The sequence below is a fragment of the Variovorax frigidus genome, from assembly GCF_051216515.1.
Taxonomy (GTDB): Bacteria; Pseudomonadota; Gammaproteobacteria; order Burkholderiales; family Burkholderiaceae_C; genus Variovorax.
Genome location: NZ_JBPJZF010000005.1, coordinates 585,893 through 607,484 on the forward strand (window position 1 = coordinate 585,893; position 21,592 = coordinate 607,484).

General features: G+C 66.3%; 21 protein-coding genes. 16 read left to right on the forward strand and 5 right to left on the reverse strand.

Translation table 11 applies throughout. From position 1 onward, the window contains the following. Nucleotides 1-18: 18 nt before the first annotated feature. The 4 genes from ACSFBC_RS18085 to bfr form a co-directional block, all read right to left on the reverse strand. The gene (locus tag ACSFBC_RS18085; RefSeq protein ID WP_435511719.1) at nt 19-840 is read right to left on the reverse strand and encodes a DUF4198 domain-containing protein; all 822 of its coding nucleotides are present in this window, start codon (nt 838-840) and stop codon (nt 19-21) included. A 35-nt stretch (nt 841-875) separates the two neighbouring features. Then, nucleotides 876-1,403 (reverse strand): DUF2271 domain-containing protein, encoded by a 528-nt coding sequence (locus ACSFBC_RS18090; protein ID WP_435511720.1) that lies wholly within the window; start codon nt 1,401-1,403, stop codon nt 876-878. Nucleotides 1,404-1,433: 30 nt separating this feature from the next. After that, a complete protein-coding gene (locus ACSFBC_RS18095; protein ID WP_435511721.1) occupies nt 1,434-2,081 on the reverse strand; it encodes a PepSY-associated TM helix domain-containing protein in 648 nt (215 codons plus the stop codon). A gap of 207 nt (nt 2,082-2,288) precedes the next feature. Further along, entirely contained in the window at nt 2,289-2,765 is a 477-nt protein-coding gene (gene bfr, locus ACSFBC_RS18100) for a bacterioferritin (protein WP_435511722.1), read from the reverse strand. Nucleotides 2,766-3,027: 262 nt separating this feature from the next. Here bfr and ahpC point away from each other — a divergent pair, with 262 nt between their 5' ends. The 8 genes from ahpC (at nt 3,028) to ACSFBC_RS18140 (ending at nt 11,880) form a co-directional block, all read left to right on the forward strand. Further along, nucleotides 3,028-3,591 carry an alkyl hydroperoxide reductase subunit C gene (gene ahpC, locus ACSFBC_RS18105; protein ID WP_056520682.1) on the forward strand — a complete coding sequence of 188 codons (564 nt, stop codon included), beginning with the start codon at nt 3,028-3,030 and terminating at the stop codon, nt 3,589-3,591. Nucleotides 3,592-3,686: 95 nt separating this feature from the next. After that, the gene (gene ahpF / locus ACSFBC_RS18110; protein ID WP_435511723.1) at nt 3,687-5,273 is read left to right on the forward strand and encodes an alkyl hydroperoxide reductase subunit F; all 1,587 of its coding nucleotides are present in this window, start codon (nt 3,687-3,689) and stop codon (nt 5,271-5,273) included. A gap of 143 nt (nt 5,274-5,416) precedes the next feature. Beyond that, nucleotides 5,417-7,657: a TonB-dependent hemoglobin/transferrin/lactoferrin family receptor gene (locus ACSFBC_RS18115; protein ID WP_435511724.1), complete on the forward strand. Its 2,241-nt coding sequence runs from the start codon at nt 5,417-5,419 to the stop codon at nt 7,655-7,657. Nucleotides 7,658-7,683: 26 nt separating this feature from the next. Next, nucleotides 7,684-8,754, forward strand: a complete 1,071-nt coding sequence (locus ACSFBC_RS18120) for a hemin-degrading factor (RefSeq protein ID WP_435511725.1) — start codon at nt 7,684-7,686, stop codon at nt 8,752-8,754. Continuing rightward, a complete protein-coding gene (locus tag ACSFBC_RS18125) occupies nt 8,751-9,128 on the forward strand; it encodes a VOC family protein (protein WP_435511726.1) in 378 nt (125 codons plus the stop codon). Before ACSFBC_RS18120 ends, ACSFBC_RS18125 begins: the two co-directional genes overlap by 4 nt. Before the next feature lie 7 nt (nt 9,129-9,135). Then, complete coding sequence (locus ACSFBC_RS18130) at nt 9,136-10,008, forward strand: heme/hemin ABC transporter substrate-binding protein (RefSeq protein WP_435511727.1); 873 nt, start codon at nt 9,136-9,138, stop codon at nt 10,006-10,008. Between the two features lie 58 nt (nt 10,009-10,066). Continuing rightward, nucleotides 10,067-11,104, forward strand: a complete 1,038-nt coding sequence (locus tag ACSFBC_RS18135; protein WP_435511728.1) for a FecCD family ABC transporter permease — start codon at nt 10,067-10,069, stop codon at nt 11,102-11,104. Beyond that, nucleotides 11,101-11,880 carry a heme ABC transporter ATP-binding protein gene (locus ACSFBC_RS18140; protein ID WP_435511729.1) on the forward strand — a complete coding sequence of 260 codons (780 nt, stop codon included), beginning with the start codon at nt 11,101-11,103 and terminating at the stop codon, nt 11,878-11,880. Before ACSFBC_RS18135 ends, ACSFBC_RS18140 begins: the two co-directional genes overlap by 4 nt. A 4-nt stretch (nt 11,881-11,884) precedes the next feature. On the opposite strand, the gene ppsR is transcribed toward ACSFBC_RS18140, so the two are convergent. Next, nucleotides 11,885-12,706 carry a posphoenolpyruvate synthetase regulatory kinase/phosphorylase PpsR gene (gene ppsR / locus ACSFBC_RS18145; protein ID WP_219210014.1) on the reverse strand — a complete coding sequence of 274 codons (822 nt, stop codon included), beginning with the start codon at nt 12,704-12,706 and terminating at the stop codon, nt 11,885-11,887. A gap of 201 nt (nt 12,707-12,907) precedes the next feature. On the opposite strand from ppsR, the gene ppsA reads away from it, so the two are divergent. The 8 genes from ppsA (at nt 12,908) to ACSFBC_RS18185 (ending at nt 21,065) form a co-directional block, all read left to right on the forward strand. Further along, nucleotides 12,908-15,301 carry a phosphoenolpyruvate synthase gene (ppsA, locus tag ACSFBC_RS18150; protein ID WP_435511730.1) on the forward strand — a complete coding sequence of 798 codons (2,394 nt, stop codon included), beginning with the start codon at nt 12,908-12,910 and terminating at the stop codon, nt 15,299-15,301. Nucleotides 15,302-15,452: 151 nt separating this feature from the next. Beyond that, complete coding sequence (locus ACSFBC_RS18155) at nt 15,453-15,938, forward strand: hypothetical protein (protein WP_435511731.1); 486 nt, start codon at nt 15,453-15,455, stop codon at nt 15,936-15,938. Nucleotides 15,939-16,040: 102 nt separating this feature from the next. Continuing rightward, nucleotides 16,041-16,415 (forward strand): 30S ribosomal protein S6, encoded by a 375-nt coding sequence (gene rpsF / locus ACSFBC_RS18160; RefSeq protein ID WP_183026194.1) that lies wholly within the window; start codon nt 16,041-16,043, stop codon nt 16,413-16,415. A 4-nt stretch (nt 16,416-16,419) separates the two neighbouring features. After that, nucleotides 16,420-16,725 (forward strand): primosomal replication protein N, encoded by a 306-nt coding sequence (gene priB, locus ACSFBC_RS18165; RefSeq protein ID WP_435511732.1) that lies wholly within the window; start codon nt 16,420-16,422, stop codon nt 16,723-16,725. A gap of 21 nt (nt 16,726-16,746) precedes the next feature. After that, complete coding sequence (rpsR, locus tag ACSFBC_RS18170; protein ID WP_007830781.1) at nt 16,747-17,028, forward strand: 30S ribosomal protein S18; 282 nt, start codon at nt 16,747-16,749, stop codon at nt 17,026-17,028. An 11-nt stretch (nt 17,029-17,039) separates the two neighbouring features. Continuing rightward, complete coding sequence (gene rplI / locus ACSFBC_RS18175) at nt 17,040-17,492, forward strand: 50S ribosomal protein L9 (protein ID WP_435511733.1); 453 nt, start codon at nt 17,040-17,042, stop codon at nt 17,490-17,492. 178 nt (nt 17,493-17,670) lie between these two features. Continuing rightward, complete coding sequence (gene dnaB / locus ACSFBC_RS18180) at nt 17,671-19,080, forward strand: replicative DNA helicase (protein WP_183026192.1); 1,410 nt, start codon at nt 17,671-17,673, stop codon at nt 19,078-19,080. A gap of 2 nt (nt 19,081-19,082) precedes the next feature. Beyond that, entirely contained in the window at nt 19,083-21,065 is a 1,983-nt protein-coding gene (locus tag ACSFBC_RS18185; protein WP_435511734.1) for a UvrD-helicase domain-containing protein, read from the forward strand. Nucleotides 21,066-21,592: the final 527 nt, after the last annotated feature.

The window sequence follows — 21,592 nt, forward strand, 5'->3', positions numbered from 1 at the left end:
CTTTCGAGGCGGCAAGGCTCAGGGCATCACTTCCACGGTGGCGGCGTAGCTCAGGCGGCGTTCCTTGGCTTGCGGCAGCGTGGTCTTGCTGTCCTTGGTGCTGGCATCGATCCAGTACATGCCGGCGGTCGGCCAGGTCACGCTGAACTGGCCCTTGTCGTCGGTCTTGAGCTTCAGTTCGCCCAGCGCATCGCGGTACTGCGTGTTGCCGGCGGTCACCGTGACTTCCAGGTTCTTGGCCGGCTGGCCGTCGACGTGCAGCGTGAAGCTGGACTTCTCGCCCTTGGCCAGGTCGGTGAGCGCACCGCTGGACGCCACCAGTTCCAGGCCCTGGCCGATGGCCTTGGGCGCGGACGGCTTGCCGACCGAGACGAAGGTTTCGATGCGGCCGATCGACTGGGTGAGGACCACGTCCTGCGCGTCGGCGGGGATGTCCTTGGCGATCGATTCGGCCGTGCCGCGCGCGCGCTTGGGCTGGCCGGTGGCCTTGTCCTTCCAGCTCGCGAAGGCGCCGCTGTTGACCACCGCGATGCGGTAGGTGCCCGGCAGCGCGGCGTTGACGTCGAACACGCTGCGGTGCTTGAGCTTGGCTTCGCTCTCGGCCTTGACTGCGCTGCCGTCCGGCGCCGTGATCTGCAGGTTCTCGAGCCGCATGGCCGCATGGTTGGCGACGAACAGGTCGTTCGAGATGGCGGCGTCGACCGAGATGGTGTCGGGCTTGGACAGCACGGTGGTCGAGGGCAGCAGCCAGGCGTTGTGGGCATGGGCGGCGCCGAGCGTGGCAGCCAGGGTCGCGGCCAGGGTCGCGGCCAGGGCGATGGAGCGAAGCGAGAGGTTCATGTTGGGGTTCCGGTGAAGGGTTGGATCGGAGAAGCTCAGGGCTTGAGTTCGAGTTTGATTTCGCCCAGCTCCGTGCTTCCGCTGGCGCTCTGCTGGTCTTTTTTGGCCGGCGGCCATTGGAAGGGAATCGTCACCACCTCGCGGCCACCGACTTCGCGCGCGGCCTCGACCACGAACTTGTAGGCGCCCGGTGCGAGCTTGGCGCTTGCCGCATCGGCCAGGTTGATCGGGTGCTTGCCGGCGGGCTTGGTCGCGCCGGTCACGCCGTCGATCGGCACCTCGAGGTCGCGGCCGGTGCGGCGCCACCACTGGCGCAGGTCCTTGAGCCACTTGGTGCCTTCGCCCTCGGGGTTGTTGGTCTTGGTCCGCACGTCGTACCAGACGGCGACCGTGGCGGCCACGCTGTTGTCGGCGCGTTCGATCCAGGCCGCCACGTAGGGGCGGTGGTACTCGGACGCGTTGATGCGCGGCACTTCGATGCTGGCCCCGAGACCGGCCGCGAAGACAGGGGCGCCGAACAGGGCGGCGAGCGCTGGCACGGCCAGGGAGTAGCGGACTTGCACGGAGAAGCCTTTCTTTTTCGAGCGAACGATCTAGTGGATGAACAGCAATGCCAGCAGCACCGGAATGACCAGGCCCATGCCGACCATCGGCCAGGTGAAGGGCCGGTTGCCGGCGTGCATCTTGAGAATGAAGAGGCCGGTGATCGAGAACACCAGCGTGGCCCCGGCGAAGATGTCGATGAACCAGCTCCAGGCCACGCCGGTGTGGCGGCCCTTGTGCAAGTCGTTGAGGTAGGAGATCCAGCCGCGGTCGGTGCGTTCGTACTCGACCTCGCCGTCGTCCAGGTTGAGCCGCATCCAGGCGTCGCCGCCGGGGCGGGGCAGCGAGAGGTAGATTTCTTCTGCCGACCACTCGGCCTCGCCGGTCGTGTCGATCTGCCAGGTCTTCTTCACCCAGGCCTGCAGCTCGGCGGGCAGTTCGGCCCGGCCCTTGCGGTTCTTCACGATCTCGCCCGCCTGCAGCGCGAGCCGCTCGCGCTGGGCTGCATCGACGCTCGCACGCAGCGTGGTGATCCGCGGCTTGGATTCGATCTGCGACGCGTGGTTGAGCGTGAAGCCGGTGACGCTGAACAGGATCATCCCGATCAGGCACAGCGCCGAACTCACCCAGTGCCATTCGTGCAGGGTCTTGAGCCAGTAGGCACGGCGGCGGTTCTCGGGAGCGGAGGCGGTCTTCATTGGAAGGGGCGGATTCTAGCCCTTCAAATGAGAATGAATGTCATTCTTGGGCGGGCCGTCCGACAGGAGAAACGCCGCGCAGTGGCCGCGCGCCCGAGGGAGGGCGCTCCGGATTCCATAGCGTGTGAAGTTGCGTAAAGCAACCCGATCGACCATGAAAAAACGGGACCGAAGTCCCGTTCCAAGAAGTCCGGCCCGCCGGGCTGCTTACTGAAGCTCGCCCATCTGCGATTGCAGGTAGTTCTGCAGGCCGACGCGGTCGACCAGATCGATCTGGGTTTCCAGGAAGTCGATGTGCTCTTCGGTGTCGTCGAGGATCTTCTGCAGCAGGTCGCGCGAAACGTAATCGCGCACCGTCTCGCAATGGGCGATGCCGGCCTTGATGGTGGCTTGGGCGCCGTACTCGGCCTTGAGGTCGCAGGCCAGCAGTTCGGGCACGTCTTCACCGACGTTCAGCTTGGCCAGGTCCTGCAGGTTGGGCAGGCCGTCGAGCATGAAGATGCGGTCCATGAGCCAGTCGGCGTGCTTCATCTCGCCGATCGACTCCTCGTATTCCTTCTTGGCCAGCTTGTCCAGGCCCCAGTGCTTGAGCATCCGGTAGTGCAGGAAGTACTGGTTGATTGCAGTCAGCTCGTTCTTGAGCTGCGCCTGCAGATGTTCGATGACTTGTGGGTCGCCCTTCATGATCGTTTTCCTTGTTCTGAAAGAGGGGATTGTCCGGGCCCTCGCAGCGCCCGCGCAAGCAATCCCATGCGCAGCCGGTCTGCATGCGTACGAGGGTGATAGGCGTTCGTATTCGGCCGCGAAGCGGCGCGTCGTCCGTCTTCGCCTTTCATAGGGTCCACCGATGCAATCGATAGTTCATTGCTATGAATTTGTCTTATTTGGTAGTTATACTCATGGCTCGCACCTATTTTTGTCCACCCGCAGCATCCAAGGAATCAACATGTCCCTGATCAACACCCAAGTCCAGCCCTTCAAAACCCAGGCCTACCTCAACGGCAAGTTCATCGATGTGTCCGACGAGACGCTCAAGGGCAAGTGGTCGGTGCTGATCTTCATGCCGGCGGCCTTCACCTTCAATTGCCCGACCGAAGTCGAAGACGCGGCCGACAACTACCCCGAATTCCAGAAGCTGGGTGCCGAGGTCTACATCGTGACCACCGACACGCACTTCTCGCACAAGGTCTGGCACGACACCTCGCCGGCCGTCGGCAAGGCCAAGTTCCCGCTGGTGGGCGACCCGACCCACACGCTGACCAACGCCTTCGGCGTGCACATCCCCGAAGAAGGCCTGGCACTGCGCGGCACCTTCGTGATCAACCCGGACGGCATCATCAAGACCGCCGAAGTGCACTCGAACGAAATCGCCCGCGACGTCAAGGAAACCCTGCGCAAGCTCAAGGCCGCCGTGTACACCGCTGCACACCCGAACGAAGTCTGCCCGGCCAAGTGGAATGACGGCGACAAGACCATCGCGCCGTCGTTCGACCTCGTCGGCAAGATCTAAGCAAGCGCCCCGCGCAGAAAAGCCCGGGCGCTCACGAGGCCCCGGGCCTTTTTGGCCCCAGTTGATAGTTTTAAGATATCGAAAGTGAGTCCGTCATGCTCGACGCAAGCACCAAAGCCCAATTGAAGAGTTACCTCGAACGCGCCACGCAGCCGATCGAGATCGTCGCCTCGCTCGACGACAGCAAGGCCTCGGGCGAGCTGCTGTCGCTGCTGAAGGACGTCGCCGAATCGTCGCCGCTGGTCAAGCTCAGCGAAAGCCGCGACGACAACCATCGCAAGCCCTCCTTCTCGGTCAACCGCCCGAGCGAGAACCACGGTCCGCGTTTCGCCGGCCTGCCGATGGGCCATGAATTCACCTCGCTGATCCTGGCATTGCTCCAGATCGGCGGCTATCCCCCGAAGGTCGAGCAGGAAGTGCTCGACCAGATCAAGGCGCTCGACGGCGATTTCGAATTCGAGATCTACGTCTCGCTGACCTGTCACAACTGCCCCGACGTGGTCCAGGCGCTGAACCTGATGGCGGTGCAGAACCCGCGCATCCGCACCACGATGATCGAAGGCGGCACCTTCCCCGACGAAGTCGCGGAACGCCAGATCATGGCGGTGCCCACGGTGTTCTTGAACGGCACCGAGTTCGGCCAGGGCCGCATGAGCCTCGAGGAAATCCTCGCGAAGATCGACACCAGCGGCGTCGAACGCGAAGCGAAGAAGATCGACGCCAAGGCGCCGTTCGACGTGCTGATCGTCGGCGGTGGCCCGGCCGGTGCCGCGGCGGCCGTGTATGCCGCACGCAAGGGCATCCGCACCGGCGTGGCCTCGGAGCGTTTCGGTGGCCAGGTGCTCGACACCATGGGCATCGAGAACTTCATCTCGGTCAAGGAGACCGTCGGACCGAAGTTCGCGGTGGCGCTCGAGGAGCACGTGCGGGCCTACGACGTCGACATCATGAATCTGCAGCGCGCCGCGGCGCTGGTGCCGGGCGACGACTACGTCGAGATCAAGCTGGAGAGCGGCGCGTCGCTCAGGAGCCGCACCGTGATCCTCTCGACCGGCGCACGCTGGCGCAACATCAACGTGCCCGGCGAGCACGAGTTCAAGAACAAGGGCGTGGCCTACTGCCCGCATTGCGACGGTCCGCTGTTCAAGGGCAAGCGCGTCGCGGTGGTGGGCGGCGGCAACTCGGGTGTCGAGGCCGCGATCGACCTGGCCGGCATCGTGGGCCATGTGACGCTGATCGAGTTCGACAAGCAGTTGCGCGCCGACGAGGTACTGCAGCGCAAGCTGCGCAGCCTGAAGAACGTCGATGTGTTCACGAACGCGCAGACCACCGAGATCACCGGCGACCAGACGGTCAACGGCCTGGTCTACAAGGACCGTGCGAGCGGCGAACTGCACACCGTGGCGCTCGAAGGCGTGTTCATCCAGATCGGCCTGGTGCCCAACACCGACTGGCTCAAGGGCACGGTCGAGCTGTCGAAGCACGGCGAGATCGTGGTCGATGCCAGGGGCCAGACCTCGGTGCCGGGCGTGTTCGCCGCGGGCGACGCGACCACCGTGCCGTTCAAGCAGATCATCATCGCGGCCGGCGACGGCGCGAAGGCGGCACTGAGTGCCTTCGATCACCTGATCCGCACGCCGGCACCGGCGGAGCAGACCGAGAAAGTCCTGGCCGTCGCCTGAGGTCATTGCTTCAGATGAGAATTATTCTCATATAATTCGGCGGCCCGGGCATCGTGCCCGGCCACCGCCAGCCAGACGGCCCGCACGATGTGCGCGCACGGGTCCAGCGAGCAGTTTCACCCACTGTTCCCTGGACCTTTGCTTTGGCCTCTCTTCCTTCCCCTCATCGTCTTTCCACCCTCTGCGCGCTGATCGCCATCGGCTTCGGCATGGCATCGCCTGCCTCGGCGCAGCAGGCCGAGTCCGCTCGCACGGCTGCCCTGGGCGAGGTCGTGGTGAGCGGTTCGCGCACCGAACAGAAGAAGGACGACCTGGCCGCCAGCGTCGAAGTCATCGATCGCGAGGCCATCGAGGCGCAGCAGATCCATGACATCCGCGACGCGGTGCGCGTCCTGCCCAACGTGTCGGTCAAGCGGGCGCCGGCGCGCTTCGGCCTGGCCGCGGGCAACACCGGCCGCGACGGCAACGCGGGCTTCAACATCCGTGGGCTCGATGGCAACCGCGTGCTGCTGCTGACCGACGGCATCCGCTCGCCGCGCAGCTACGTCTTCAGCGCCAACGCCTTCGGCCGCGACTACTTCGACATCGGGCTGGTCGAACGCATCGAGATCATCAAGGGGCCGGCGTCGGCGCTCTACGGCTCCGACGGCCTCGCGGGCCTGGTCAACTTCATCACGCGCGAGCCGGCCTCCTTTCTGCAGGACGGCAAGACCTTCGGCGGCAGCGCGAGCGCGGGCTACAGCGGCGACGACAAGGGCTGGCACACCGGCCTCACGCTGGCCGGCAAGCCCAGCGAGACCGTGCAGTGGCTGCTGTCCGCGAACCTCCACCGTGCGCACGCGCTGGAGAACATGGGCGACAACGATGCGGCCAACATCGACCGCACCACGCCCAACCCCGAACGCAGCCGCGGCAATTCGCTGCTGGGCAAGGTGATCCTCACGCCCAACGTCGACCAGCGCCACAGCTTCACCTTCGAACACGTCGAGAAGACGTCGCGCTACGACCTGCTGTCCGGCATCGCCAAGCCGCCCCATGCCGCGGCCTCGGTCGTCGGCCTGAACGCCAAGACCGACCAGGAGCGCAACCGCCTGACCTACGACGGCCGTCTGCGGGTGCACTCGGCGCTGGCCGACAACCTGCAGGCCGTGGTGAGCTACCAGAAGGCCGACTCGCGCGAGTACATCCTCGAGGACCGCTTCAGCTCGCCCGACCGCATCCGCGACGTGACCTACGACGAGAACACGCTGCAACTGGGCCTGCAGGCCGACAAGACGATCCGCATGGGCAAGCACTGGGCGCAGCGCATCACCTACGGCTTCGACTACACGCTGGCGAAGATCGAGAACATGCAGACCGGCCTGGTGCCGCCGGCCGGGGAAACCTATCCGCTCAAACGCTTCCCCGACACCAAGGAGCGCACCAGCGCGCTCTACGTGCAGGACGAGTTCATTCACGACCGCTGGAGCATCACGCCCGGCGTGCGCATCGACCGCTTCTCCATCGACGCCGACCAGGCCGGTTTCAACGCCACCGCGGTCTCGCTGTCCGACTCGGCCGTGTCGCCCAAGCTGGGCGTGCTGTTCCGGGCCGCGCCGCAATGGAGCGTCTACGGCAACTACGCCGCGGGCTTCAAGGCGCCCAACGCCTTCCAGGTCAACAACTTCTTCGAAAACGTCACCTCGGGCTACAAGACCATTCCCAATCCGAACCTCAAGCCCGAGAAGAGCCAGAACTTCGAGCTGGGCTTGCGCGGCCGCACCGGCCTCGTCAACTTCGACGTGGCCGCCTTCACCGGCGACTACAGGGACCTGATCGAGAACGACCGGCTGGTCGGCGGCCGCGGCATTCCGCGCATCGACCCGCTGATCTACCAGTCGGTGAACATCGGGCGCGCGCGCATCAGCGGCTTCGAGGTCAAGGGCGAGGTCGACTGGACGTCCTCCGGCCGCGGCTTCTCGCTGCCCTTCGCCTACGGCCAGACGCGCGGGCGCGACCGTACGACCAACACGCCACTGAATTCGGTCGATCCGCAGAAGCTTTACGTCGGCCTCAAGTACCAGGCGCCGGTGTGGAGCGTGCGGGTCGATGCGGTCCACCATTCGGCCAAGAAGAGCGCCGACGTCGACCACAGCGAGATCGTCGCGGCCACGCGCAACCCGGCGGCCACGCAGTTCGTCACGCCCTCGGCCACCACGCTGGACCTGAGCGCGCAGTGGCGCATCCGAAAGGACTTGCGCCTGAACGCATCGGTGGTCAACCTGACCGACAAGAAGTACTGGATGTGGAGCGACGTGCGCGGCGTGGCGTCGAACTCGAACCTCCGCGATGCCTACACGCAGCCCGGCCGCAGCTTCAATGTGTCGCTCGTGGCCGATTTTTGATTCACGCCTGAAGAAGGACGAACACGATGAACGTTCATGAGATTCGAGAGCAGTTCGCCGCCTTGCGCGCGCAGGGCCGCCGCCACAAGGATGCGGCCGAGGCGCTGTCGATCAGCGAAGGCGAGGCCATCGCCGCCCACGCGGGCGAACATGCGCAGGCCTTGCGCGCCACGCCGCTGCGCGGCCCCTGGCTCGAGCTGCTGCAATCCCTGGAGCTCTGCGGCCCGGTGCTGGCGCTGACGCGCAACCAGTCGACGGTGCACGAGAAGACCGGCATCTACCAGAAGCTCTCGGGCTCGGGCCACGTCGCGCTGGCGCTGGGCGAGGACATCGATCTGCGCCTGTTCTTCGGCCAGTGGCACGCCGGCTTCGCGGTCAGCGAGGCGGCTGCCAACGCCGACCAGCCGCCGTCGCTGAGCCTGCAGTTCTACGATGCGCACGGCCTTGCGGTGCACAAGATCTTCGCGCGCGATGCGACCGATCGCTCGGCGCTGCAATCGGTGATCGATGCGCACACCGACCTGTCGCTCGCGCCGACGTTCACGCCGGCCCCGCCCAAGGCACCGCCGCGGCCCGATGCGCAGATCGATGCCGACGGCCTGCGCACGGCCTGGGCCGCGATGCAGGACACGCACCAGTTCTTCGGCCTGCTCAACACCTTCGAGGTCGAGCGCCAGCAGAGCTTCCGGCTCGCGCAGGGGCGCTTCACGCAACGCGCGGCCCCCTCGGCGATTCGTGCGCTGCTGCACGAGGCGGCGTTCGAGGGCGTGCCGATCATGGTGTTCGTGTCCAACGCCGGCTGCATCCAGATCCACACCGGCCCGGTGGTGCGCATCGAGCCGATGGAGATGCGCGGCATGCAGTGGCTCAACGTGCTCGACCCGGGCTTCAACCTGCACCTGCGCGAGGACCTGATCGACGCCGTGTGGATCGTCGAGAAGCCGACCAGCGACGGCATCGTGACCTCGGTCGAGGCCTTCGACCGCGACGGCAACCTGATGGCCATGTTCTTCGGCGCGCGCAAGCCCGGCGCCGCCGAGCGCGAAGACTGGCGCGCCGTCGTGCGCAAGCTGGAGCGCGCGGAGGCCACGGCATGAGCAATCTCAAGACCGTCGAGATCAAGGCCTTCGTGCCCGCCAAGGACTATGCGCAGTCGCAGGCCTTCTACCGCGAGCTCGGCTTCACGATGGCTTCGGACGGCGGTGGCGTCTCCTACTTCCACCACGGGTCGACGAGCTTCCTGCTGTGTGACTTCTATGTGCCGGCATTGGCCGAGAACCTCTCGATGCACCTGCTGGTGGAAGACGTGCAGGCCTGGTGGGCGCAGGTGCAGGCCAGCGGCGTGGTCGAACGCTACGGCGTGCGGATCACACCACCGGTCGAGCAGCCCTGGGCCATGATCGATTTCACGCTGACCGATCCAGCCGGCGTGTGCTGGCGCATCGCTCAGAACATCCCGCGCAAGGCCTGAGCACCGCATGAACACCCCGTCTTTCTCCGATTCGCGGCGCGATGCGCTGCGGCTGGCCTTGGCGTCGGCCGGTCTGCTTGCGTTGCCAGCGCTGGCGCTAGCCAGGCCGCCGCGCCTGGTCACGATCAGCGGCGCCATCACCGAGGTGGTCTATGTGCTGGGCGCCGAAGTCCAGCTCGTGGGCACCGACACCACGAGCATCTACCCGGCCGCCGCGTTGAAGACGCCCAAGGTCGGCTACATGCGCCAACTCTCGGCCGAGGGCCTGCTGTCCTTGAAGCCCGATGCGGTGATCGCCACCACCGAATCCGGGCCGACCGTGGTGCTCGACCAGTTGCGCAGTGCCGGCGTGAAGCTCGAACTGGTCGAGGCCGACCACAGCTGGGCCGAGGTGCAGCGCAAGGTGCAGGCCGTGGGCCGCGCCGCCGCGCGCGAAGCGCAGGCCCGCGCGCTGCAGGCGACGCTCGACGCCGAATGGGCGCAGGTGCGGCAGCGCGTGGCCGCGGCGTCGGGGCGCAAGCCGCGCGTGCTCTTCGTGCTCTCGCACAGCGCCACGCCGCAGGTCTCGGGCGAGAAGACCGCCGCGCATGCGGTGATCGGCTTTGCCGGCGGTGTGAACTGCCTGAGCGGCTTCCAGGGCTACCGTCCGATGACGGCCGAGGCCATGGCCAGCGCCGCACCCGACGTGATCCTGACGACCACTCAGAGCCTCGAGGCGCACGGCGGCATCGACAAGTTCTGGCAACGACCCGAACTGGCGTTGACGCCCGCCTTCAGGAAGCGCGCACTGATGGCGCACGATGCGGTGCTGCTGCTGGGCTTCGGGCCGCGGCTGCCGGGCGCGATCGGCGAGTTGCACACGCAATTTCAGGCCGCATGAGCGCCGCCCGGCCGCCCGAAGGCGCGCAGCAGCGAAGCCCGCAGGGCGAAGGTTTGAAATGAGCACGCGCTGGTCAGCGCGCACGGTGCTCGGCACCGGCGTGATGCTGCTCGCGCTGACGCTCGCCGTGGCGGCGTCCTCGGGCGCTTATGCGATCAGCGGCGCGCAGCTGCTCGGCGTGATGCGCGATCTCTGGCAGGGCGCGGCGCAACCCTCGCCCGAGCACCTGGTCTTCGTCAACATCCGGCTGCCGCGCCTGGTGCTGGGTCTCGTGGCCGGGGCCGGCCTGGGCATGGCGGGCACGCTGATGCAGGGACTGTTCCGCAATCCGCTGGCCGACCCGGGCCTGATCGGCATCAGCAGCGGCGCCGCGCTGGCGGCGGGCGTGACCATCGTGCTCGGCGCCTCGTTCTTTCCGGACCTTCCGCGCAGCCTGGGCAGCTGGACGCTGGTGGCGACGGCCTTCGGCGGCGGCTTTCTCGTGACGCTGCTGATCTACAGCCTGTCGCAGAGCGAGGGCGGCACGCGGATGGCGCTGATGCTGCTCGCGGGCATCGCGATCAATGCGCTCGCCGGTGCGGGCCTGGGCTTCCTGAGCGTGATGGCCAGCGACGAGCAGTTGCGCAGCCTGCAGTTCTGGCTGCTCGGCAGCCTGGGCGGCGCGCGCTGGGGCGCGGTGCTGCTGGTGGGTGGCGTGGTGCTGGTCGCGCTCGCAGCGGGCATGACGCTCGCGCGGCCGCTCAACGCCATCGCGCTGGGCGAGGCGCAGGCGGCCATGCTGGGCGTCGATGTCGAGCGCATCAAGCGGTGCGCGATCTGGGTCACGGCCTTCGCGGTCGGCGCCGTGACCGCCACCACCGGGATCATCGGCTTCGTCGGCTTGATCGCGCCGCACTGGGTGCGCTTGCTGGCCGGGCCCGACCACCGCATCGTGCTGCCGGCCTCGGCCCTGCTGGGCGCGGTGCTGGTGCTGGCCGCCGACACCGTGGCGCGCACCGCCATGGCGCCCACCGAGTTGCCGCTGGGCGTGCTCACGGCCGCGATCGGCGTGCCGATGTTCCTGCTGATGCTGCGGCATTTCCGGGGGCGGCTGTGACGCTGGCCTGCATCGACGTGTCGGTCGCCGTCGGCGGCAAGACGCTGCTGCCCCGGGCCAGCGCCCGCTTCCTGCCGGGGCGCGTGGCCGCGATCCTCGGGCCCAACGGCGCGGGCAAGTCGACGCTGCTGTCGCTGCTGAGCGGCCAGCGTGCGCCCACTCAAGGCCGGGTGCTGCTGGAGGAGCGCCCACTCTCCGCGCACAGCCCGGCCGCGCTGGCGCTGCGCCGTGCGGTGATGCCGCAGGAGAGCGCGGTGGCCTTCGATTTCACGGCGGTCGACATCGTGGCGCTGGGGCGCTATCCGCACCGGCGCAAACCGAGCGCGGACGAGGATGCGATCGTGGCCGCGGCGATGGCCCTGACCGACGTGACGGCGCTGGCACCGCGGGTGCTCAATACCTTGTCGGGCGGCGAGAAGGCGAGGGTGCACCTGGCGCGCGCGCTGGCCCAGCTCTGGTCGCCGCGGCCGGACGGCGCGGTGCGCTGGCTGCTGCTCGACGAGCCCACGGCCGCGCTCGACCTGGCCCACCAGCACGCGGCCATGCAGCTGCTGCGCGCGCGGGCGGCCGAAGGCGTCGGCGTGGTGGCCGTGCTGCACGACCTGAACCTGGCGCGGCGCTATGCCGACGACGTGGTGGTGCTGGACGGCGCCGGCGGCATGCACCAGGGGCCGGCCGCCGAGGTGCTGCAACCCGCGCTGATCGAACGGGTGTGGCGCATGCCCTGCCAGCCCGTGACCGGTGCCGACGGCACGGCGCAATTCCTGTTCGGCTGAACGGTCAGTACGTGAGGCGCTGCGGCTGCAGCTCCTGCAGGATCGTCGTCGCGATCTCTTCGATCGACTTGGTCGTGGTGCTGAGCCAGCGGATGCCCGCGCGCCGCATCATGGCTTCGGCCTCGCTGACCTCGTGGCGGCAGTTCTCGAGGCTGGCATAGCGCGAGTTCGGCCGGCGTTCGTTGCGGATCTCGCTCAGGCGCTCGGGCTGGATCGTGAGCCCGAAGATCTTCTTGCGATGCGGCATCAGCGCGGGCGGCAGCTGGCGGCGGTCGAAGTCCTCGGGAATCAGCGGGTAGTTCGCGGCCTTCAGCCCGTGCTGCATGGCCAGGTAGAGCGAAGTGGGCGTCTTGCCGCTGCGGCTCACGCCGACCAGGATCACGTCGGCGCCCTGCAGGTCGCGGTTGCTCTGGCCGTCGTCGTGCGCCAGGCTGAAGTCGATGGCCGCGATGCGCGCGGTGTACTCCTTGCTCTTGCTGACGTCGCTGAAACGGCCGATCCTGTGGTTGGACTTCATCGCCAGCTCGATTTCCAGCGGCCGGACAAAGGTGCCGAACATGTCCAGCAGCATGCCCTTGCAGCCGGTCTCGATCACGCCGAGCACGTCCATGTTGGCCAGCGTGGTGAAGACGATCGGGCGCTGGCCCTCGATTTCGGCCGTGTGGTTGATCTGGCGCACCGCCTGGTGCGCCTTGTCGACCGTGTCGGTGAAAGGCAGCCGGATGTGCCTCGGCTTGATTTCGAACTGCGCCAGCACGGCGTTGCCGAAGGTTTCTGCGGTGATGCCGGTGCCGTCGGAGACGAAGAAAACAGAGCGTGTGGTCATGATGAGGCGGTTTTGTCCTTCGGCACGACCGGCGGGGTCGCGCCTACAATCCGGCCCATTATCGAGATTTCGTCCAGCCGCCTGCACTTTCTCGACACCCCCACACAATCCCATGCTCACCGCGCCCGCACCCAAAGCAACGACAACGATCGTGCAGCGCCGTCCGCATGCGGCACCGGTTTCAACTTCTGGAGCTTTCCCATGTCTGCACTTTTCGACGCGACCGCCTTGGTCGTTCCGTTTGAAAACCTGAGAATGACCGACGTCGAGTCGGTCGGCGGTAAAAACGCCAGTCTCGGCGAGATGATTTCCCAGCTGCCGCAAGGCGTGCGCGTGCCCACGGGCTTCGCCACCACGGCCCATGCGTTTCGTGAGTTCCTGGCCCACGACGGCCTGGCCGACAAGATCAGCAAGCGCCTGGCCGCGCTCGACACCGAGGACGTGCGTGCGCTGGCCGTGGCCGGCGCCGAGATCCGCGCCATGGTCGAGGCCCAGCCCTTTCCGGCCGACCTGCAGAAAGCCATCGGCGAGGCCTTCGCCACGCTGAGCGCGGGCAACCCCGCGGCATCGTTCGCCGTGCGTTCCTCGGCCACCGCCGAAGACCTGCCCGACGCTTCGTTCGCGGGCCAGCAGGAGACCTTCCTCAACGTGGTCGGCATCGACGACGTGCTGCACAAGATGAAGGAAGTGTTCGCTTCCCTCTACAACGACCGCGCCATCAGCTACCGCGTGCACAAGGGCTTCGAGCACGACGTGGTCGCGCTGTCGGCTGGTGTGCAGCGCATGGTGCGCTCCGACCTGGGCGCGGCCGGCGTGATGTTCACCATCGACACCGAGTCTGGCTTCGAGGACGTGGTTTTCATCACCTCGAGCTACGGCCTGGGCGAGACGGTGGTGCAGGGCGCGGTGAACCCTGACGAGTTCTACGTGCACAAGCCGACGCTGCGCGCCGGCAAGCGCGCCGTGATCCGCCGCAACCTGGGTTCCAAGCTGATCCAGATGGAATTCGCCACGCCTGAAGAAAAGAAGGCCGACGGCAAGCTGGTCAAGACCACCGACGTCAAGGCCGAGCAGCGCAACCGCTATTCGCTGAGCGACGCCGACGTCGAGCAGCTGGCCAAGTACGCGCTGGTCATCGAGGAACATTACGGCCGCCCGATGGACATCGAGTGGGGCAAGGACGGCACCGACGGCCACCTCTACATCCTGCAGGCGCGTCCCGAGACCGTGAAGAGCCAGCAGAAGGGCAAGCCCGAACAACGCTACAAGCTGCTGGGCCGCGGCGCCGTGCTGGCCGAAGGCCGTGCCATCGGCCAGAAGATCGGTACCGGCCCGGTGCGCCTGGTGCACAACATCAGCGAGATGGACCAGGTGCAGGCCGGCGACGTGCTGGTCACCGACATGACCGACCCCAACTGGGAACCGGTGATGAAGCGTGCCGCCGCCATCGTGACGAACCGCGGCGGGCGCACCTGCCACGCGGCCATCATCGCGCGTGAACTCGGTATTCCGGCCGTGGTGGGCTGCGGCGACGCCACCGACCTGCTCAAGGACGGCACGCTGGTCACCGTGAGCTGCGCCGAGGGCGACACCGGCTTCATCTACGACGGCCTGCTCGAGACCGAGGTGACCGAGGTGCAGCGCGGCGAGATGCCGCCGGTCGACCTGAAGATCATGATGAACGTCGGCAACCCCCAGCTGGCCTTCGACTTCGCGCAGTTGCCCAACCACGGTGTGGGTCTGGCCCGGCTCGAGTTCATCATCAACAACAACATCGGCGTGCACCCGAAGGCCATCCTCGACTATCCGAACGTCGACCCGGACCTGAAGAAGGCCGTCGAATCGGTGGCGCGTGGCCACGCTTCGCCGCGTGCCTTCTACGTCGACAAGGTGGCCGAAGGCATCGCCACCATCGGTGCGGCCTTCTGGCCCAAGCCGGTGATCGTGCGGCTGTCGGACTTCAAGTCCAACGAGTACCGCAAGCTGATCGGCGGCAGCCGTTACGAGCCGGAAGAAGAGAACCCGATGCTGGGCTTCCGCGGCGCGGCGCGCTACGTCAGCGACGAGTTCCGCGAGGCCTTCCTGATGGAGTGCGAGGCGCTCAAGCGCGTGCGCAACGAGATGGGCCTGACCAACGTGCAGATCATGGTGCCCTTCGTGCGCACCCTGAAGCAGGCCGAGCGCGTGACCGACCTGCTGGCCGCCGAAGGCCTGAAGCGCGGCGAGAACGAGCTCAAGATCATCATGATGTGCGAGGTGCCGAGCAACGCCATCCTGGCCGACGAGTTCCTGCAGTACTTCGACGGCTTCTCGATCGGTTCCAACGACCTGACCCAGCTCACGCTGGGCCTGGACCGCGACTCCGGCCTGGAACTGCTGGCCGCCGACTTCGACGAACGCGACCCGGCCGTCAAGGCGATGCTGAGCCGCGCCATCAAGGCCTGCAAGGCACAGGGCAAATACGTCGGCATCTGCGGCCAGGGCCCGAGCGACCACCCGGACTTCGCGCTGTGGCTGGCCGAGGAAGGCATCGAGTCGATTTCGCTGAACCCCGACAGCGTGATCGACACCTGGCAGCAGCTCGCCAAGCGCTGAGCCGCCTGCACCATGGCGCGGGCCGGTCCCGCGCCATGGCCGGTCCTTTCAAGCGCGCGCAAGGCGCGGCCTTGTGGCCTCTGATGCAATTTGAAGCAAATTGACTTTTTGCTGTCAAACTGGCCGTTCGAGACACAGCTTGGAAGGCACCATGATTCTTCTCAAGACAGAAGCGGGCCAGCGGATCTTCAAGGACCGCTCGATCCGCCTGACGCCGCGGCAGCGTTCCGCATTCATTCTTTGCGACGGTCAGCGCTCGGTCGACGAGGTGCTGGCCTCCGGCATGGGGCTGGTGCGCGAGGACATCGACCAGATGGTCGAACTGGGCCTGCTGGGCACGGGCGATGCGGTGACGGCGCCCAGGCCGGCAGCGGCCGTCGACACGGTCGGGGATGCGATGCCCGCGGCGCCGATCGACTCCCCGCGTTCGCCCCAGCAGCGCTATCAGGATGCCTACCCGGTCGCCACGCAGCTGACCGGCGCGCTCGGCCTGCGCGGGTTCCGGCTCAATCTGGCTGTCGAGGGCACGGCATCGTACGAAGAACTGGTCGCACTGGCGCCGAAGATCCGGGCCGCCGTCGGCCCGGCCAAGGCCGAAATGCTGGACCGCGCGCTGGGCGTGACTGGCGTTTCCTAGGCGCCCACGGCTTGTTGCTATAATCGCCGGCTTTGCCTTGCCACACTGCGCCGACGCTGCGGGTGGCTTTAACCCTTCTACGGAAGATCCACAAGGAGTGCCATGCGTCATTACGAAATCATTTTGCTGATCCATCCGGATCAGAGCGAGCAAGTTCCGGCCATGCTGGAACGCTACAAGGGCCTGATCACGACCGGCGGCGGCAAGATCCACCGCGTCGAGGATTGGGGCCGTCGCCAACTGGCGTACCAGATCAACAAGCTCAACAAGGCGCACTACCTGTGCGTCAACATCGAGGCCGAACAGGCCGTGATGGCCGAGCTGGAACACGCGTTCAAGTTCAACGACGCCGTGCTGCGTCACCTGACCGTTCAGAAGAAGAAGGCCGACACCGGTCCTTCGTCGATGATGAAGACGGTCGAACGCGAAGAAGCCCGCAAGGCTCAGCAGGCCGAATACGCTGCCAACAACAACTGATGATGTGTCTCCGGCTGCCGCGGTCAATCAGCTTCTGTTGACGGCCCGCGTCGTCGAACTCGGTACCCTGCGGTTCACCCCCGCGGGCCTGCCCGCCCTGGACCTGAAGCTCGAACACGAGTCGACGGTCGAAGAGGTCGGAAGGCCCCGGCAGGTCAAGGCGGTCCTCAAGGCCGTCGCCTTCGGCGCAGTGGCCGAACGGTTCGCGACGCAGGCGTTGGGAAGTCTCTGGCGATTCAGAGGCTTTCTGGCGACACCCGGATCGGCCAAGCACCCGGTGCTTCACGTCCAGGATTTTCAGCAAGATTAATTTTCGAAGAGAGGTCCCGAAATGGCCACGTTCAAGAAATTCAACAAAGACAAGCGCCCCAAGCGCAACACCCAGTCGCTGCTGTTCAAGCGCAAGCGCTTCTGCCGCTTCACGGTCGCTGGCGTCGAAGAGATCGACTACAAGGACATCGACACGCTGCGTGACTTCATCAGCGAAAACGGCAAGATCATCCCCGCACGCCTGACCGGCACGCGCGCGATCTACCAGCGTCAACTCAACACCGCCATCAAGCGCGCGCGCTTCCTGGCCATGGTCCCGTACAGCGACCAGCACCGCGTCTAAGGGGAATACACATGCAGATCATTCTTCTGGACAAGGTCGTCAACGTCGGTGCCCTGGGCGATATCGTCAAGGTCAAGGACGGCTACGCTCGCAACTTCCTGATCCCGTCGGGCCGCGCCCGTCGCGCCACGGAAGCCAACAAGGCCGAATTCGAAGCCAAGCGCGTCGAACTCGAAAAGGCTGCGGCCGCCAAGCTGGCCGATTCGCAAGCCCAAGGCGAGAAGCTCGCCGGCACCGCGGTCAAGATCACGCAGAAGGCCGGCGTCGACGGTCGTCTGTTCGGTTCGGTCACCAACGGTGACATCGCCGAAGAGCTGAACAAGCTCGGCTACAAGGTCGTGAAGTCGCAAGTGCGCATGCCCAACGGCCAGATCAAGGTCGTCGGCGACAGCACCGTCAGCGTGGCACTGCACACCGACGTGGTGGTCGACATCACCGTGTCGGTCTACGGCGAAACCGCCTGATCGTCGCTCGCGCTTCGTGCGCGCAGCAGAAGCCGCCTTCGGGCGGCTTTTGTTTTTTCCGACCCCCTTGTCGCGGGTTGTCCCCATCGCTGCACTGGAAAATCACACTTTATCCACAGTGTTGTCCAGTGACGCATCCTGCCGCGCGCCGTAGCATCGGCGATTGCAAGGAAAGCCCATGTCCGCCGTTTTCTCCTATGCCGACAATGATTCGTCGGGCGACCGCGAAGTCGCGAAGTTACGCATCCCCCCTCATTCCATCGAGGCCGAATCCAGTGTGCTGGGTGGCCTGCTGCTCGACAACGGCGCCTGGGACCGCATGGGCGACCTGCTGGTCGATGCCGACTTCTACCGCTACGAACACAAGCTGATCTACGGTGCCATCGGGACGCTGATCAACGGCTCCAAGCCGGCCGACGTGATCACGGTGTTCGAGCACTTGGAGAACCTCGGCAAAGCCGGCGAAGTGGGCGGCCTGCTGTACCTCAACTCGCTCGCGCAGTACGTGCCGAGCGCGAGCAACATCCGCCGTTACGCCGAGATCGTGCGCGAGCGCTCGATCCTGCGCAAGCTGGTGACGGCGGCCGACGAAATCTCGACCGAGGCCTTCAACCCGCAGGGCAAGGCGGTCGACAAGCTGCTCGACGAGGCCGAGCAGAAGATCTTCAACATCGGCGAGGAAGGCTCGCGTTCGAAGCAGGGTTTCCAGGGCATGGACACCCTGGTGCTCGAGCTGCTCGACCGCGTGACCGAGATGGCGGACAACCCGGCCGACATCACGGGCGTGCCGACCGGCTTCATCGACCTGGACCGCATGACCTCCGGCTTCCAGGCCGGCGACATGATCGTGCTGGCCGCGCGCCCCTCGATGGGCAAGACAGCGCTGGCCATCAACATCGCCGAGAACGTGGCGCTCAACGAAGGCTTGCCCGTCGCCATCTTCTCGATGGAAATGGGCGCCTCGCAGCTGGCCGTGCGGATCGTCGGTTCGATCGGCCGCATCGACCAGACCCATCTGCGCACCGGCAAGCTCACCGACGAGGAATGGCCGCGCCTGACCGAGGCCATCGAGAAGCTGCGCACCATCTCGCTGCACATCGACGAGACCCCGGGCCTGACGACCAGCGAGCTGCGCGCCAACTCGCGTCGGCTCGCACGGACCTGCGGACAGCTCGGTCTGATCGTGGTCGACTACCTGCAGCTGATGAGCGTGTCGACCTCCATGAATGACGAGAACCGCGCCACGGCCGTGGGCGAAATCTCGCGCGGCCTGAAGATGCTGGCCAAGGAATTGAAGTGCCCGGTGATCGCGCTGTCGCAGCTCAGCCGCGGCGTGGAATCGCGCACCGACAAGCGTCCCATGATGAGCGACCTGCGCGAATCGGGCGCCATCGAGCAGGACGCGGACGTGATCATGTTCATCTACCGCGACGACTACTACGACAAGAACAGCAAGGAGCCCGGCGTGGCCGAGGTGATCATCAGCAAGCAGCGGAACGGCCCGACGGGCACGGTCAAGCTGGCTTTCCTCAAGTCGATCACCAAGTTCGAAAGCCTGGCCATGGGTGGCGGCGGCGGCGACTTTTGAGCGTGCCGTCGACGGCGGCGGCCCGTCTGCCGCAACCGGCCCAGTTCGTGGTCCGGGGCATCGTCCCCACCGCGGAGCAGGCGGCGATCCAGATCGCGCCCGAGAACACGATCATCGTGGAGGCCAATGCCGGCGCGGCCAAGACCACCACGCTGGCCCTGCGCATGGCCGAATCGTGGACACGCGGTGTTCAACCGCGGGACTGCCTGGCGCTGACCTACACCGACGAGGCGCGCGAGGCGCTCACGCTGGCGTTGGGCCGTATCGGCGTGCCGGTCGCCGTGGTGCGGCAGTTCGGCATCGAGACCTTCGAGTCCTTCTCGCGCACCGTGCTGCGTGAGCTCGACGGTGCCGTGGTGCCGGTCAGGCCGGATGCCGAGGCGCTCAAGGGCGCGGTCTGGGAGGCCATCGAGGCCGTGGCGGGCAACGAGTCGGAGCGCTGGCGCAGCGAGCTGGTGATTCCCTCGACCGGCGACAACGCCACCGTCGAAGCCTTCCTGCAGGTCGACCTGAACCTCAAGGGCCGCATGCTGCTGGACCTGGGCGATCACGAGGGCGCGACGGATCCGGCCTTCGCCGCGTCGCTGGGCTGCGACTACACGCTGCTCAAGATCTTCAAGGCCTACGAGCGGATCCGGCGCGGCGGCCACCCGGACCATCCGGTGTTCCGCGGCCCCTTCGACGCGACCTACGATCTGGCGCGGGCGATCCTCGACGGCGAACTGTCCGAGTCGATGGCGGCCTGGCCGCAGCGCGTGAAGATGGTGATGGTCGACGAGATGCACGACATGAACCAGGCGATGCACCTGATCCTGTCAAAGCTGCTCGGGGCGCACCGCTTCTTCTGTGGCGTGGGCGACGTGGACCAGGTCATCTATTCGGCGGCCGGTGCGGACGCGCGCTTTTTGGGCGACGAGATCGAGCGCACGAACGCCCGCCGCATCCGGCGCTATGCGCTGACGGCCAGTTTCCGCTACGACGCGTCGCTGGCCCGGGCCGTGGCGCGCTTCAAACAGAAGAAGTGCGCCTCGGCCAGTGCGCATGCGACCGTCGTTCGCACCCAGGTCTACGACGACGAAGGCGCGCAGAGCTGCGAAAACCTGCTGGTCGAGGAGATCCGCCAAGCGAAGCTGGGGCGCAAGCGGCAGCCGGCTTTTGCAGTGCTGCTGCGGCACCCGGACCAGTCGGTCGAACTGGAGAACGCGCTGCTCGCAGCCGACATCGCCTACACCACGCGCGGCTTCGACAGCTACCTGATGCGGCCCGAGATACTGCTGGTGCGCGGCCTGCTGGCCGTGGCCGCGGATCGCTTCACCAGCATCGACGATCCGCAAACGCGGCGCCGCGTGGTGGAGGCCTTCGTGTTCTTCTGCGACGTGCGCATCAGCGCGACGGGGCAGGAGAACCGCACGCAGCGCGAGTTGCTCGAGGACGCGATCCGCTACGTCACGGACAACCCGCTGATCCTCAAGCTCTTCTTCGAAAACCAGGTGCTCAAGGGTGTCACGCCCGCCGTGGCGCAGCGCCTGCGTGCCGCGGTGCAGATCGCGCAGACGGCGTCGGGCCCGCAACTGCTCGAACGCGTGGTGACAGCCCTGCGCATGGACCTGCTCGCGGCCGGCGCCTTCGTGCAGGAGGCGCGGCGCGCGGAAGTGCAGGGCAACCTGCGCGGTCTGGCGCATTCGGCGCAACGCTTCGCCACGCCGGCCGACTTCTTTCAGAGCCTCAACGATGCAGAGATCAAGCAGCGCACCTTGCGCAATGCATCGATCGGCGTGCTGCTGGCCGATGTGGCATCGGTCAAGGGGCTGGAGTTCGAGCACGTGGCCCTTCCCTATCTGAAGCAGGGCGAGTTCCCGGGCGACCGGGGCACGCCGCTGGAGGAAGAGAACCTGTTCTATGTGGGCATGACCCGCGCGCGGAGCTCGCTCAGCCTCTACGCACACCGCGAGCAACCCAGCAGCTTCGTCGCACGCCTGCGTTGAGATGCGCCTGGGAAGCCCTGCAGCAGGTGCCGCAGTCTCTCCAGCGCGGCGACGAAGTTCACAGAGGGGTCCGTCGAGGGTAGGGCGCCCGTTTTAGCGCGCTTGCTTCCGCAGAGCTGCGGGCGATGCGCCGGCGGAACCGCAGAAGGTGCGGCTCCTTCCTGAGCATCGCTTCCCAAGCCAGGGGCCTTCAGGAAAGTCCGGTGCCTGACCCGCGCAGGGTGCGCGCTGAGGACGGCCAACTGATGGCAGGCGAGATACTTCAATTTTCTGCCGGGGTGCTTCGAAATCCTTTTTGTTTGGCATATACTCGTGGGCTTCGCTCAGCAGACGTCATGTACGAAAGCGGGTCGGGGTGGATCTGGAAGGTTTCACTCTGGTGGGAGAAAAAAAAGCCGAAAGGTTTGACGAAGTTGCCAAAACCGAGTCATAATCGAAGGCTGCGCTGAAAGCGAATCGCGGTTGAGTTTCAGGAAGACGAGAGTCGAACGAAGCGAGGCGGTGAGGAAGAAGAAGGCGAAAAGAGT